The organism is Kribbella sp. NBC_00482, from assembly GCF_036013725.1.
GTDB lineage: Bacteria > Actinomycetota > Actinomycetes > Propionibacteriales > Kribbellaceae > Kribbella.
Window position 1 is genome coordinate 8,402,224 of record NZ_CP107881.1, and the last position, 12,660, is coordinate 8,414,883.

The 12,660-nt window shown below is 68.4% G+C and carries 15 protein-coding genes; 4 read left to right on the forward strand and 11 right to left on the reverse strand.

Annotated elements, in window-relative coordinates; translation table 11 throughout:
- Window positions 1-12: 12 nt before the first annotated feature.
- The 3 genes from OHB24_RS40370 to OHB24_RS40380 all read right to left on the reverse strand — a co-directional run bounded on the left by OHB24_RS40370 (window position 13) and on the right by OHB24_RS40380 (window position 2,106).
- A complete protein-coding gene (locus OHB24_RS40370) occupies window positions 13-339 on the reverse strand; it encodes a SelT/SelW/SelH family protein (RefSeq protein WP_327636250.1) in 327 nt (108 codons plus the stop codon).
- A 95-nt stretch (window positions 340-434) separates the two neighbouring features.
- Window positions 435-1,112: a C39 family peptidase gene (locus tag OHB24_RS40375; RefSeq protein WP_327636251.1), complete on the reverse strand. Its 678-nt coding sequence runs from the start codon at window positions 1,110-1,112 to the stop codon at window positions 435-437.
- Between the two features lie 97 nt (window positions 1,113-1,209).
- Window positions 1,210-2,106 carry an LLM class flavin-dependent oxidoreductase gene (locus OHB24_RS40380; RefSeq protein WP_327636252.1) on the reverse strand — a complete coding sequence of 299 codons (897 nt, stop codon included), beginning with the start codon at window positions 2,104-2,106 and terminating at the stop codon, window positions 1,210-1,212.
- A gap of 62 nt (window positions 2,107-2,168) precedes the next feature.
- Between OHB24_RS40380 and OHB24_RS40385 the strand changes: the two genes are divergently transcribed.
- Window positions 2,169-2,570, forward strand: a complete 402-nt coding sequence (locus tag OHB24_RS40385; RefSeq protein ID WP_327636253.1) for a MarR family winged helix-turn-helix transcriptional regulator — start codon at window positions 2,169-2,171, stop codon at window positions 2,568-2,570.
- Between the two features lie 28 nt (window positions 2,571-2,598).
- Complete coding sequence (locus OHB24_RS40390) at window positions 2,599-3,564, forward strand: LLM class flavin-dependent oxidoreductase (RefSeq protein ID WP_327636254.1); 966 nt, start codon at window positions 2,599-2,601, stop codon at window positions 3,562-3,564.
- On the opposite strand, the gene OHB24_RS40395 is transcribed toward OHB24_RS40390, so the two are convergent.
- The 6 genes from OHB24_RS40395 to rpsB all read right to left on the reverse strand — a co-directional run bounded on the left by OHB24_RS40395 (window position 3,554) and on the right by rpsB (window position 8,462).
- Complete coding sequence (locus OHB24_RS40395) at window positions 3,554-4,144, reverse strand: GNAT family N-acetyltransferase (protein ID WP_327636255.1); 591 nt, start codon at window positions 4,142-4,144, stop codon at window positions 3,554-3,556. The two genes, OHB24_RS40390 and OHB24_RS40395, sit on opposite strands and share 11 nt — an antisense overlap.
- Complete coding sequence (locus tag OHB24_RS40400; protein ID WP_327636256.1) at window positions 4,141-4,989, reverse strand: phosphatidate cytidylyltransferase; 849 nt, start codon at window positions 4,987-4,989, stop codon at window positions 4,141-4,143. Before OHB24_RS40400 ends, OHB24_RS40395 begins: the two co-directional genes overlap by 4 nt.
- Window positions 4,989-5,543, reverse strand: coding sequence for a ribosome recycling factor (gene frr / locus OHB24_RS40405; protein ID WP_327641164.1), 555 nt, complete (start codon window positions 5,541-5,543; stop codon window positions 4,989-4,991). The genes OHB24_RS40400 and frr overlap by 1 nt, the downstream gene beginning before the upstream one ends.
- A gap of 146 nt (window positions 5,544-5,689) precedes the next feature.
- Window positions 5,690-6,472 carry a UMP kinase gene (pyrH, locus tag OHB24_RS40410; protein ID WP_327636257.1) on the reverse strand — a complete coding sequence of 261 codons (783 nt, stop codon included), beginning with the start codon at window positions 6,470-6,472 and terminating at the stop codon, window positions 5,690-5,692.
- 40 nt (window positions 6,473-6,512) lie between these two features.
- Window positions 6,513-7,331, reverse strand: a complete 819-nt coding sequence (gene tsf, locus OHB24_RS40415; RefSeq protein WP_327636258.1) for a translation elongation factor Ts — start codon at window positions 7,329-7,331, stop codon at window positions 6,513-6,515.
- Window positions 7,332-7,445: 114 nt separating this feature from the next.
- Entirely contained in the window at window positions 7,446-8,462 is a 1,017-nt protein-coding gene (rpsB, locus tag OHB24_RS40420; RefSeq protein ID WP_327636259.1) for a 30S ribosomal protein S2, read from the reverse strand.
- A 300-nt stretch (window positions 8,463-8,762) separates the two neighbouring features.
- Between rpsB and OHB24_RS40425 the strand changes: the two genes are divergently transcribed.
- Window positions 8,763-9,380 carry a M23 family metallopeptidase gene (locus OHB24_RS40425; RefSeq protein WP_327636260.1) on the forward strand — a complete coding sequence of 206 codons (618 nt, stop codon included), beginning with the start codon at window positions 8,763-8,765 and terminating at the stop codon, window positions 9,378-9,380.
- A 20-nt stretch (window positions 9,381-9,400) separates the two neighbouring features.
- On the opposite strand, the gene OHB24_RS40430 is transcribed toward OHB24_RS40425, so the two are convergent.
- Both OHB24_RS40430 and OHB24_RS40435 read right to left on the reverse strand, forming a co-directional pair.
- Entirely contained in the window at window positions 9,401-9,880 is a 480-nt protein-coding gene (locus tag OHB24_RS40430; RefSeq protein WP_327636261.1) for an RrF2 family transcriptional regulator, read from the reverse strand.
- Between the two features lie 51 nt (window positions 9,881-9,931).
- Window positions 9,932-10,873: a tyrosine recombinase XerC gene (locus OHB24_RS40435; RefSeq protein ID WP_327636262.1), complete on the reverse strand. Its 942-nt coding sequence runs from the start codon at window positions 10,871-10,873 to the stop codon at window positions 9,932-9,934.
- Between the two features lie 136 nt (window positions 10,874-11,009).
- Between OHB24_RS40435 and OHB24_RS40440 the strand changes: the two genes are divergently transcribed.
- Window positions 11,010-12,644, forward strand: coding sequence for an APC family permease (locus OHB24_RS40440; protein ID WP_327636263.1), 1,635 nt, complete (start codon window positions 11,010-11,012; stop codon window positions 12,642-12,644).
- The last annotated feature ends 16 nt before the right edge of the window (window positions 12,645-12,660 follow it).

Sequence of the window (12,660 nt, forward strand, 5' to 3'; positions counted from 1 at the left end):
CGGCACGGCGCTTCACAAATTCACATCCCCGGCGTGCTGCGGATCACTCTCCTTGCGGTCCGAGTGGCCGAGCTTGCGGTCCGGGGCGATCCGGTCGCGGACCAGCTGCTTCAGCAGCGGGACCTCGGCGAATCCGCCCTCCGCCTTCCGCGACCACAACAGCTCCCCGTCGAGGCTGACGTCGAACACTCCCCCGGTCCCGGGCACGAGCGCCACCTCCCCCAACTCCTTCGGGAACGTGGTCAGCAGCTCCTGGGCGGTCCACGCCGCCCGCATCAACCACCGGCACTGCGTGCAGTACTCGATCTCCAACCGCGGCACTCGACTCACGGGCCCCATTATCGCCGACCCGCCTTCCCCAACTTTGAGAACCCACCAACCATTCTGAGGCCGGCGAAATGGTCGGTGGGTTCTCAAAGTGCTGGCGAGCTGGCTCAGGCCGAGTAGCCCTTCGGGGGGATGAGGGTGGCGAGCTGGTTGAAGGTCAGCCAGTACGTCGCGGTCGGGGCGAAGCCGGCCGGGTCGGCGATCAGGACGGTCTGGTCGCTGTCGTCGTACCCGATCACCGTGAAGTAGTGGTAGATCGTGTAGTTCGGGTAGCCCGGCGGGTGGTTGCTGGCCGGGGCGACGATGTTGGCGACGATCGGGTAGTTGTTGTTGATGTCGAGGACGACGTCCCGCCAGAGCAGATCGCGCTGCGCCTGGGTGGGCGGGTCGTTCGGCATCTCCTTGGTCTCGTACCAGCCGGTGCCGAGGTGGTTGTTGAGCACCCGAGTGACCTGACCGATCCAGTCGGTGCCGTTGGTTGTGGTCGGCAACTCGTTGGCCAGTTGCTGCTGGCTCGGCGGCGAGATCCGGGCCGAGAGCGCGATCCGGGTCGCGGCCGGACCGCACCAGTAGCCGGTCTGCTGGTACTGGAAGTCGATGTTCAGCGTCTTGACGGTCTGCGTCGAGTAGCCGAGCGTCGGGACCGGTTTGGCCGCCGCGACCGCTTCGGCCGAGACGGTCTGCGGTACGGCGGTGGCCGCGTTGGCCGGGTTGATCGGAAGCACCGCGGCCGCGATGAGGGCGAGACCGCTCAGGGCGGCCTTGAACTTCGTCGTGGGGGTCATGTCAGCTCCTCACTGGACGACCGGGGCGGGTCGTCCTGTGTTTGATCCTGACACAACGCGTCGAGCAGTGGTGAAAAAATCACCACTCGTTTCCATCTCAGTGGAAAGGGTCGATGATTTCGCGGACCAGCCAGCGCACGGCCTGGTCGGGGTACGGGCGGGGCAGCGAGAGCACGATGTGGTCGAAGCCGAGTCCAACGGCTTTTCGTACGATCGCGCGGGTCTCGGCCGGGTCGTCGTACGAGACGATCTGCTGCAGTGAACGGCTCAGCGTCGACGGGTCCCGTCCGATCCGCTCGCATTCCGCGTCCAGGCGGCGTACCCGATCGGCGAGGGTGTCGAAGTCGACGTGGGGCGGGCCGCTGATGTTCCAGGTGTCGGCATACTCCGCGACGAGCCGGAGCATGCGGTTGCCCCAGCCGCCGATCAGCAGCGGCGGGCCGCCTGCCTGGACCGGTTTCGGCGCGTTGCGGGTGCGTTCGAGCGTGTAGTGCTTGCCGTGGAAGTCGAACTCGTCCTCGGTCCACATCCGGCGCAGGATCTCGATCGTCTCGCGGAGCCGGTCGACGCCCTCCCCCGGCGGGACGAGCGTCAACCCGTAGGCGGCGTACTCCTCGATCGCCGGATTCGGGCCGGGGATCCCGCTCAGGCCGGCCGGCTGGTGGGTGCCTCCGGCGCCGAGGCCCATGATCAGCCGGCCGCCCGAGATCACGTCCAGCGTGCTGGCGATCTTGCCGAGGACGGCCGGCGGGCGGATCCGGTTGCTGGTGACGAGCAGGCCGAGGCGGAGCCTCGTGGTCTGCGCGGCGAGCGCGGTCAGCAGGGTCCAGCCCTCGAGTACGTCGCCGTTCTTCGGGCCGGCGAGCGGGAGGAAGTGGTCCCAGAGCCAGGCGTCGCGGATCTGCGGCACCTCGTCGGCCTCGAGCCAGACACGGCGGATCTCGGCGTACGGGACATGCATCGGGGTGGTCTTCAGACCGAAGGTCGGTTCCATAATCATCAGGATAACTGATGATCAGCTCTCCTGACGATCAGTGGTCCGGTAGATTCGACGGTATGTCTGATCGGCTCGGGTACCTGCTCAAACACGTCCTCGCGCAGCTCACCGAGGCGCAGACGTCAGCGTTGGCGCCGCACGGGCTGAATGGGCGCGATCTGGCGGTACTGGCGGCGATCGTGTCGGGCGAGCCGCTGTCGCAGCTCGAGGTCGCCGCGCGGCTGCGGGTGGACCGGACGTCGATCGGCGATCTGCTCGACGGTCTTGAGGAACGCGGCTTCGTCGAACGCCGGCGGAGCCCGGAGGATCGGCGCCGGAACGTCGTCGTCCTGACGTCGCTGGGCGAGTCCACGTTCGAGACCGCGGAGCGGATCCGGTTGGAGGTGGAACGGGACTTCCTCGCTCCCCTGCCGTCGGCGGACCGTTTCCGCGACGACCTGAGGCTGCTGCTCGGGGAATGAGCGCTCCGGCGGGCAGGTTGGACTCTGCATGCTTTCCGTCCCGCTGTCAGTCCTGGACCGCTCCCGGACGCGAGTAGGCGAGTCCGAGGCGGAGACGCTGCGAGCGACCGTGGAGCTCGCGCAGCAGGTGGAAGACCTTGGCTACAAGCGTTTCTGGGTGTCGGAGCACCACAGCGTGCCAGGGGTGGTCGGCTCTGCGCCCACAGTGCTGGCTGCGGCAGTTGCCGCTCGCACCGAGCGGATCCGTGTCGGCACGGGCGGGGTGATGCTGCCGAACCACAAGCCACTGGTCGTGGCGGAGCAGTTCGGCGTACTGGAGTCGCTGTACCCAGGCCGCATCGACATGGGACTCGGCCGCTCGGTCGGCTTCACCAACGGCGTACGGCGGGCGCTCGGTGTCGAGAAGGACGCAGCGGACGACTTCACCGCGCAGGTCCGGGAGCTTCTCGGGTACCTGGCCGGTACGTCGACCGATCAAGTTCATGCGCGACCGGGTGAGGGGCTGCACATCCCGCCGTTCGTTCTCGCCGTCGGCGAAGGCGCGACGATTGCGGCGTCGCTGGGGCTGCCCGTGGTGCTGGCTGCTCGCTCGGACTCGGCCGACCTGCTCGAGGACTACCGGAGCACCTTCCAGCCGTCCGCCTGGGCGTCGGAGCCTTACGTCATCCTCGCGGTCACCGCTGCAGTAGCCGACTCGACCGAGGCAGCGCGAGAACTCTTGTTGCCGGAGGCATGGGCCAGCGCGTACTCACGCACGCGGGGCGTGTTCCCTCCACTGCAGCCCGACGTACCGGACGAGATGACCGCTCGCGAGCAGGAGTTCTTCGAGAACGCGCTCCGCGGTCAGATCTACGGCACACCAGCCGACGTCGACGAGGCCCTCGACCAGCTGGTACGTCGTACCGCTGCCGACGAACTGCTGATCACCACGAACACCTACGACCGCGCCGCGCTCCTGGCGAACTACGCGGCGCTGGCGAAGCTCACCGGCTGATTCGGTCCTCGAGCCGCTTCCGAACATCCGGCCACTCGTCTGCCAGGATCGAGAACACCACCGTGTCGCGGAACGAGCCGTCAGCCATACGCTTGTGCCGCCGCAGCACGCCCTCGCGGGTCGCCCCGAGCTTCGCGATCGCCGCCTGCGACCGGGTGTTCTTCGAGCCGGTCTGGATCTTCACGCGCCCGAATCCGCACGTCTCGAAGGCGTGCTCGAGCAGGAGCAGCTTGGCCGCCGGGTTGACCGCGGTCCCCCACACGACCGGCGCGTAGCCGGTGTAACCGAGGTGGATCTCCTCGTTCGCCACGTCGATGTCGGCGAGGCTCGACGTACCGACGACGGTGCCATCGGCAACCAAGCGGACGACGTACGCGAACCGCTTGGCCGCGGCCGGGATCCACTTCGCGCGCATGTCCTCCGCACTGGACGGCATCGCGGCGGGGCCGCCGCCGAAACCGCCCGCGTACACCTGCTCGTTGGCGATCGCGGCGTACAGCTCGTCGATATCGGACTCCTGCAACCGGTCCAGGCGTACGACGTCGCCGACCAGGGAGCGTCCGTCCGGTGCGACCGTCATGCCTTCACCAGCAGGTGCAGGAGGAGCCAGACGACCGGCGCGGTCGCGAGCAGCGAGTCCAGCCGGTCCATCACGCCGCCGTGACCGGGCAGCAGGTTCGACATGTCCTTGATCCCCAGGTCGCGTTTGATCATCGACTCGCCGAGATCACCGACCGTCGCGGTGAGGACGGCGACGGCGCCGACGATCGCTCCGACCCACCAGTTCCCGTCCAGGAGGAAGACGACCGCGGCGATACCGGCGCCGATACACGCGAGCGTCGAGCCGACGAAGCCCTCCCAGGACTTCTTCGGGCTGATCGTCGGCGCCATCGGGTGCTTGCCGAACAGCACACCGGCCGCATACCCGCCCACATCGCTGGCGACCACGACCCCGAAGAACGTGACCACCCGCCCGGGACCGTCCACGTCCGGCTGGACCAGCAGGATCGCGAATCCGGCCAGCAGCGGCACGTAGCCGATCAGGAACACCCCGGCACTCACGTCCCGGACGAACCCGACCGACCCACCCGGCATTCGCCAGAAGATCGTCCCGAGCACGGTGATCCCGAGCGCGACCAGCAGTGCCATCGGTCCGCCGAAGTACGCCGCCACCAGCATCGCCGTCGTACCGACGAACAACGGGATCCGCGGAATCTCGGCTCCACCGGTGCGCAGCGCCTTGATCATCTCGTCGACCGCGATCAGGACGACGGCCAGCACCAGGACGGTGAACAGGACCTTCTGCCAGTACAGCGATCCGAGGATCAGTGCGCCGAGCCCGACCCCCACCGCGATGGCCGCGGGCAGATTGCGCCCGGCGCGGCTCGGGCTGGGACTCGCCGCGGGCGTGCTCTCGACGCCCATCACACCTCGAGCAGTTCGGCTTCCTTGTGCCTGAGCAGGTCGTCGATGGAGTCGACGAACTTCTTCGTCAACCCGTCGAGCCGCTTCTCAGCACTCTTGCCCTCGTCCTCGCCGGCGTCACCGTCCTTGACGGTCTTGTGCACCTGGTCCATGGCGTGCCGGCGGATGTTGCGGACCGAGACCTTGGCCTCCTCGGCCTTGGTCTTCGCGACCTTGATGTACTCCTTGCGGCGCTCCTCGGTCAGAGCCGGCAGCACGACCCGGATGATGGCGCCGTCGTTGCCCGGGTTCACACCCAGGTCCGAGTCGCGGATCGCCTTCTCGATCGCCGCCATCGCACCCTTGTCGTACGGCGAGATCAGCACGGTCCGGGGCTCCGGCACCTGGAAACCGGCCAGCTGCTGCAGCGGCGTCGGGCTGCCGTAGTAGTCGGCCAGAATGCCGGCGAACATCTGCGGGTGCGCCCGGCCGGTGCGGATCGCGGCGAAGTCGTCCTTCGCAACCTCCACGGCCTTCGACATCTTCTGCTCGGCATCGCGGAGAGCTTCGTCGATCACGACATTCCTCGCTTCCTCTGGGCCACCTCGGCGCGGCCACACTCCTACCCTACGAACGCGGGTCTACCAGATAACGGACATCCACCCGTGTCCGACGATCCTAGTCGCACGAGCGGGTGACCGAATACGCCGGGTACGCCGGGTTACTGCCCCCGGGAGACGACCGTGCCGATCTTGTCGCCGTGGATCACGCGGGCGATGTTGCCCTCCTCGAGACCGAAGATCACGATCGGCAGCGCGTTGTCGCGGGCCAGGCTGATCGCGGTCGCGTCGGCGACCCGGAGCCCGCGGGCCAGGAAGTCGTCGTACGACAGCTGGTCGAACTTCACCGCGTCCGGGTTCTTCTTCGGGTCGGAGTCGTAGACACCGTCAACGCCCTGCTTGCCCATCAGCAGCGCCTCGGCGCCGACCTCCAGCGCGCGCTGGGCGGCGACCGTGTCGGTGGAGAAGTACGGCATACCGGAGCCGGCGCCGAAGATGACCACGCGGCCCTTCTCCAGGTGCCGCTCGGCCTTGCGCGGGATATAAGGCTCCGCGACCTGGCCCATCGTGATCGCGGTCTGCACCCGCGTCTCGATGCCGAGCTTCTCCAGGAAGTCCTGCAGCGCCAGGCAGTTCATCACGGTGCCGAGCATGCCCATGTAGTCGGCCCGGTTCCGCTCCATGCCGCGCTGCTGGAGCTCGGCGCCGCGGAAGAAGTTCCCGCCGCCGACCACCACGGCGACCTGGACGCCCGACCGCGCCACGTCCGCGATCTGCTTGGCGATCGAGTTCACCACATCGGGGTCGACGCCGAGCTTGCCGCCGCCGAACACCTCCCCGGACAGCTTCAGCAGTACGCGGTGGTAGGCGGGCGAGGACGGCGAAGAGGCCGGACTCGTCTCGGTACCCAGGGTTTCCGTCACGATTCCGGCCTCCTCGTTCATTGCCTGTCCTTCGGTGCCTGCGCTCAGATCCTTCGCGGGATCAGGCGCCGACCTCGAAGCGGGCGAACCGCTTCACGGTGACACCGGCGGCGTCGAGCACAGCCTTCACGTTCTTCTTGTTCTCCGTGACCGACGGCTGCTCGAGCAGCACGACGTCCTTGAAGAAGCCGTTCACCCGGCCCTCGACGATCTTCGGCAGGGCGCCTTCCGGCTTGCCCTCCTCGCGCGCGGTCGCCTCGGCGATCCGCTTCTCGTTCTCGACCGTCTCGGCCGGGACCTCGTCGCGGGTGGTGTACAGCGGGCGCATCGCGGCGGCCTGCATGGCGGCACCACGGGCGGCCTCCACGTTGTCGCCCTCGAACTCGACCAGTACGCCGACCTGGGCCGGCAGGTCCGCGGCGCGCTTGTGCATGTACGCCGTGACCTTGCCGTCGAAGACGGCCACCTTGCCGAGTTCCAGCTTCTCGCCGATGACCGCGGCCAGCGCCTCGATGTTCTCGGCGACCGACTTGCCGTCGGTCAGCTTCTCGCTGAGCAGACCCTCGACGTCGCCGACCTTGCTCGCCGAAGCGTGCGCGACGATGTCGGCGGCCAGCTGCTGGAACTGCTCGTTCTTGGCGACGAAGTCGGTCTCGCAGTTCAGCTGGACCAGAGCGTTCTCCGCCGCGGCCACCAGGCCGTTGGTGGCGGACCGCTCGGCGCCGCGCTTGGCCGCCTTGGCCGCGCCGTGGATGCGCAGCTCCTCGATCGCCTTCTCGAAGTCGCCGTCGGTGGTCTCGAGCGCCTTCTTCGCGTCCATCATGCCCGCGCCGGTGGCGTCGCGGAGCTTCTTCACGTCAGCGGCGGTGTAGTTCGCCATTCCTCGATCTCTCGTCTTGTTCTGATGCGACTGGGTGGGCGGGCAGCGCCGGCGGACGGGCCGCGGCAGCTGGTGACGCCGCCCGGGATCGACCCGGGCGGCGCCAGCGGGCTGTCAGGCCTCGTCGGCCTTCGGAGCGTCGTCGTCCTTCTTCGCCTCGGTGACCTCGGCGTCGGTCGCGACCGGCTCGGTCAGGACCTCGGCAGCCTCAGCGGTCTCGGCAGCCGGAGCAGCCTCCGCAACCGGAGCGGCCTCAGTAACCTCGGCAGCCGGGGCGGCCTCCGTGACCTCGGCAGCCGGGGCGGCCTCGGCGGCCGGAGCAGCCTCAGCGGTCTCGGTGGCCTTGGCGGCGCCGTTCTGGCTCTCCAGCAGCTCGCGCTCCCAGGCAGCCATCGGCTCTTCCTGGCCCAGCTCCTCGCCGGCGGCGGCGGAGCCCTGGCCGGAGCGGCCCATCAGGCCGTCGGCGACGGCGTCGGCGACAACCCGCGTGAGCAGGCCGACCGAGCGGATCGCGTCGTCGTTCCCCGGAATCGGGTAGTCGACCTCGTCCGGGTCGCAGTTGGTGTCCAGGATGCCGATGATCGGCAGCTTCAGCTTGCGCGCCTCGTCGACGGCGAGGTGCTCCTTCTTGGTGTCCACGATCCACACGGCGGCCGGAACCCGGGCCATGTCGCGGATACCGCCGAGGGTCTTGAGCAGCTTGTCGTGCTCGCGACGCTTCTGCAGCAGCTCCTTCTTCGTGACACCGGAGGCGGCGACGTCGTCGAAGTCGATGAGCTCGAGCTCCTTGAGGCGCTGGAGCCGCTTGTTCACCGTCTGGAAGTTCGTCAGCATGCCGCCCAGCCAGCGCTGGTTCACGTACGGCATCCCGACGCGGGTCGCCTGCTCGGCGATCGCTTCCTGGGCCTGCTTCTTGGTGCCGACGAACAGGATCGCGCCGCCGGAAGCGACCGTGCTGCGAACGAACTCGTACGCGCGGTCGATGTAGGACAGCGACTGCTGCAGGTCGATGATGTAGATGCCGTTGCGCTCGGTGAGGATGTAGCGCTTCATCTTCGGGTTCCAGCGCCGGGTCTGGTGCCCGAAGTGCACGCCGCTCTCGAGCAGCTGCTTCATGGTTACTACGGCCATGACTGTGTGGGTCTCCTGTCACGCTTCCCCGGGTGCTCTTCCGGGTCCGCGCGTCTCTCGGTTGTCTCGCGACGCGCCGGGATGGCGCACCGTGCCTGATGCCCGTCGTACGGCTCCGCCCGGATCGCTCCGGGACCGCTGGAGTCGCACACTTGTGCGGGCATGCGTAGTCGCCCCACTTACAGGGGGCGCCACCGGAAGTGTACGGGACCACCCGCGCCTTAAGCGAACCGGGTCAGGTTGTCCACAATTCCCGGATCGCCGGTCCACAGCCACCCCGAAACCGGCATCTTCCCTGGCATGAACCTCGCCTTGCTCCCGCCACCCAGTCCACCCGTGCAGTCCGTCGCGGCCTGGCCGCTCCAACCCCGCCCGGAGGTCGTGCGCGGCTTCGAACTGCCCGCGAAACCCTGGCTGCCCGGCCATCGCGGCGTCGACCTCGCCGGCCGCCCCGGCCAACCCGTCCTCGCGGCCACCCCGGGCACGATCACGTACGCCGGCGCACTCGCCGGCCGCGGCGTCATCACGATCACCACCGGCCCCCGCCGTACGACGTATGAACCTGTCGTCCCCGCGGTCTCGGTCGGAGCCACCGTCAAGACCGGCACCGTCATCGGCCGCCTGTCGGCTGCGGGCTCGCACTGCCGGCCAAGATCCTGCCTGCATTGGGGCCTGATCCAGGGCAAGCAGTACCTCAACCCCTTGACCCTGCTCCCCAACCGCCCGGTCCGCCTGCTCCCACTCACCGACCGACAAGCCCAACCGGCCGAGGCAGCTCCCCGCGGCACGTCACCTGACCTGTCACCTGACCCGGCGCCTGACGGCCCACCCGACAGCAACGGGCGCGCGGCCAAGCTCGTCATCGCCGCCACCGCAGCTCTGACACTCACCGCCGGCCTGCTGATCAGGCGCGCATGAGCCACGACTTGTCCATGCGGTCAGCTGCCGGGGACCCGGGCCTGCCAGGCGTCCTCGTCCCGCGAGCGGCGCTCGACGCCGGCCGGGAGCTTGTTCTTGGCGAGGTCGATGAGCGTGGTGTTCTCGAGCACGTCCCGGAGGCTCGCGCGGGCGGCGATCCAGACCCGCTGCAGGACGACCGCGTGCTCGTTGTACGTGACGCTCTCCGGCCGGACACCCGAGATGCTCACGATCGGGCCGTCGACCGCACGCATCACGTCGGCGACGGAGATCTCGTTGGGGTCGACGGCCAGTCGCCAGCCACCCGACTGCCCACGCTGGCTGGACAGCACGCCTGCTCGCCGCAGATCGGCCAGGATGCCCTGCAGGAACCCGTGCGGAATGCCCTGCGCCCGGCTCAGCTCCTCGGCCGACACCACCGCAGGATCGCCGGCCACCCATCGCTGGGTGATCTCGATCAGAGCTCGCAACGCATAGTCAGACTTCGCCGAAACCCGCATGTCCCGCAGTCTGCCGCATCCTGGCGCCCACGCGCCGCATCCCCGCCAATGTCATGCCCTGGGGTGCGCCTGCTGGTAGGCCTGACGGAGCCGGTCTGTGGAGACATGGGTGTAGATCTGGGTCGTCGCGAGCGACGCGTGCCCCAGGAGCTCCTGCACGCTGCGCAGATCCGCGCCGCCCTCGAGCAAATGCGTGGCCGCCGTGTGGCGCAGACCGTGCGGACCGAGATCCGGTGCGTCGACGACAGCGATCCGCTCATGCACCATCCGCCGTACCGCCCGCTGATCGATCCGGCCGCCACGCGCCCCGAGAAAGGCCGCAGGCCCACTCCCCTCGCGCGCCAACTTCGGCCGCGCCTCGGCCAGCCACCGCGCGAGCGCCTGTCCAGCCGGTACGCCGTACGGGACCGAACGCTCCTTCCGCCCCTTGCCGAAGACCCGTACGACGCGGCGCGAGTCGTCGACGTCGTCCACGTCGAGGGCGCACAGCTCACCGACGCGGATCCCCGTTGCGTAGAGCAACTCCATGATCGCGAGGTCACGCAGCCCGACCGGACTGCCGTCGTCCGCCGCGACCGCCGCGGCGTCGAGCACAGCTCGGGTGTCGGCCTGACCGAGGACCCCAGGGAGCGTCTTGTGAGCCTTGGGACTGGCCAGCAACGCTCCGGGATCCGTACTGATCCGCCCGGTCCGCTGCGCCCAGGCCGTGAACACCCTTGCGGCCGTCGCCCGGCGAGCCATCGTGCTGCGGGATTTCCCCAGACTTTGCTGTTTGGCCAACCACGACCGCAGGCTGCGGATATCCAACTGCCCGAGATCATCGTGACCAAGCCGAATCAAATGTTCGAGTAAATCCGCGACATCTCCGATGTAGGCTCTCACCGAGTGAGTGCTGAGGTCTCTTTCCGCCGTCAGATGCCTTTCGTAGTCAGCTAGTAACACAGCGAAACTTTCCGGCCAGGAACGGTTTCCGCTGACTTCGCCCGGCGTCATACCTCGACGATGCGTGAGGTGGCCCTGCATCGCAAGCCACCGCGCGGAGACCGACGAGAGGAGGGCTGGTCGATAGCCCAACGGTCGACTACTGTTCGGCCCGATTGCCCTAGTAGCAACGGAGGCACCCCTGACCATGGCCCCCTCAGCGAACGGACAGACCGTAGGCCGGCGCCTGCCGGTCGAGTCGGCGTTCACTCGAGTCGAGGACGCGCGGCACCGTCTGCCGCGTTTGTTCGGTCGTCGCGACCTGGTTGTACTCGGCCTGGGCGTGATGATCGGCTCCGGCATTTTCAGCATCAGCGGCGTTCAGGCGGCAAATGTCGCCGGACCGGCAGTGATCCTGTCGTTCGTCATCGCCGCGATCGTCTGCCTGCTGGCCGCGGCCTGTTACGCCGAACTGTCGTCCACCATCCCGGTTTCCGGTAGCGCGTACACCTTCAGCTACGTCACCTTCGGTGAAGCGTGGGCGTGGCTGGTCGGCTGGGCGCTCGTGCTCGAACTCGTCACCGCGGCGGCGATCGTCGCTCGGGTCTGGTCGGCGTACTTCCTGGCCACGCTGGACGGCTTCGGAGTGACGCTGCCCGCCGGAGTTGCGCAGTTCTTCGGCCCCGAGGCCAAGTTGAACCTGGTGGCCCCGCTGCTGCTGCTGGTTCTGACCGCGCTGATCGTGACCGGCACCAAGCTCTCCTCCCGCGTGCTGACCGTCGTCGTGATCGCGAAGGTCGCGGTGATCCTCCTGGTGGTGATCGTCGGCGCCGCGCACATCAACATGGACAACTACCACCCGTTCGTGCCGCCGGCCCGCGCTGCGCCCGCGACCGCGAGCCCGACGTTGCTGGGCTGGATCCTGGACTCGTCGTTCGGCTCGTTCGGGACGATGGGCATCTTCACGGCCGCGAGCACGATCGTGTTCGCGTACATCGGCTTCGACCTGATCGCGACCGCGTCCGAGGACGCCCGCAGCCCGCGGAAGACCGTGCCGCAGGGCATGCTGCTCGGCGTCGGCGCGGTGACGATCCTCTACATCGCGATGGCAGTCGTCCTGGTCGGCATGCGCCCGTACGGCCAACTGGGCGGCGGTGCGCCGGTCTCCGAAGCGATGGCCGCAGTCGGGGTCGGGTGGGCCGCGAAGGTGGTCAATCTCGGTGCATTGCTGGCGTTGATGACGGTGATCATGGTGGTCCTCATCGCGCAGAGCCGGGTGCTGTTCAACATGGGCCGTGACGGCCTGCTCCCGAAGAGCCTCGGCCGGGTCAGCCGGGTGTACTCCTCCCCCGCCCGCGCCGCCGCGTTCGCAGGTCTCGCCGCGGTGGCCCTCACGCTCTATCCGAAGGTCCTCGAGCTCGAAGAGCTGCTGGTCATCGGCGCCCTGTTCTGCTTCGCGTTCTGCGCGGTCGGCGTCCTCACGCTGCGTCGCTCCGAGCCCAACCTGGAGCGCGGCTTCCGGGTACCGATGGTCCCGTTGATCCCGCTGCTGTCGCTCGCCGCCACGGTCTGGCTGATGCTCAACCTGAAGACGAGCACCTGGACCAAGTTCGGCATCTGGATGGTCATCGGCATCGCGATCTACGGCCTCTACGGCCGCTGGCACAGCCGCCTCGCCAACGAGGACAGCTGGGACTTCGACCTCGGCGACACCGACCCCGGCACCGGAGGCCTCCAGGCCATCCGCTCCGAACCCGATCGCCCCACCGAACTCCGTGCCATCCGCACCCCACCCGACCAACAACCCCAAAAACCCACCCGCGGCAAACACATGCGCAACTAGCGCCTCTCCGCGAGCA

Excerpts from the sequence above, each read along its gene's own strand:
- OHB24_RS40435 (WP_327636262.1), bottom strand. The coding sequence starts at position 10,873 with ATGACGCCGGGCGAAGTCAGCGGAAACCGTTCCTGGCCGGAAAGTTTC.
- OHB24_RS40425 (WP_327636260.1), top strand. The coding sequence starts at position 8,763 with ATGAACCTCGCCTTGCTCCCGCCACCCAGTCCACCCGTGCAGTCCGTC.
- OHB24_RS40370 (WP_327636250.1), bottom strand. The coding sequence starts at position 339 with ATGGGGCCCGTGAGTCGAGTGCCGCGGTTGGAGATCGAGTACTGCACG.
- OHB24_RS40430 (WP_327636261.1), bottom strand. The coding sequence starts at position 9,880 with ATGCGGGTTTCGGCGAAGTCTGACTATGCGTTGCGAGCTCTGATCGAG.
- OHB24_RS40380 (WP_327636252.1), bottom strand. The coding sequence starts at position 2,106 with ATGGAACCGACCTTCGGTCTGAAGACCACCCCGATGCATGTCCCGTAC.
- OHB24_RS40440 (WP_327636263.1), top strand. The coding sequence starts at position 11,010 with ATGGCCCCCTCAGCGAACGGACAGACCGTAGGCCGGCGCCTGCCGGTC.
- OHB24_RS40390 (WP_327636254.1), top strand. The coding sequence starts at position 2,599 with ATGCTTTCCGTCCCGCTGTCAGTCCTGGACCGCTCCCGGACGCGAGTA.
- OHB24_RS40385 (WP_327636253.1), top strand. The coding sequence starts at position 2,169 with ATGTCTGATCGGCTCGGGTACCTGCTCAAACACGTCCTCGCGCAGCTC.
- rpsB (WP_327636259.1), bottom strand. The coding sequence starts at position 8,462 with ATGGCCGTAGTAACCATGAAGCAGCTGCTCGAGAGCGGCGTGCACTTC.
- OHB24_RS40395 (WP_327636255.1), bottom strand. The coding sequence starts at position 4,144 with ATGACGGTCGCACCGGACGGACGCTCCCTGGTCGGCGACGTCGTACGC.
- OHB24_RS40400 (WP_327636256.1), bottom strand. The coding sequence starts at position 4,989 with ATGGGCGTCGAGAGCACGCCCGCGGCGAGTCCCAGCCCGAGCCGCGCC.
- OHB24_RS40375 (WP_327636251.1), bottom strand. The coding sequence starts at position 1,112 with ATGACCCCCACGACGAAGTTCAAGGCCGCCCTGAGCGGTCTCGCCCTC.
- pyrH (WP_327636257.1), bottom strand. The coding sequence starts at position 6,472 with ATGAACGAGGAGGCCGGAATCGTGACGGAAACCCTGGGTACCGAGACG.
- tsf (WP_327636258.1), bottom strand. The coding sequence starts at position 7,331 with ATGGCGAACTACACCGCCGCTGACGTGAAGAAGCTCCGCGACGCCACC.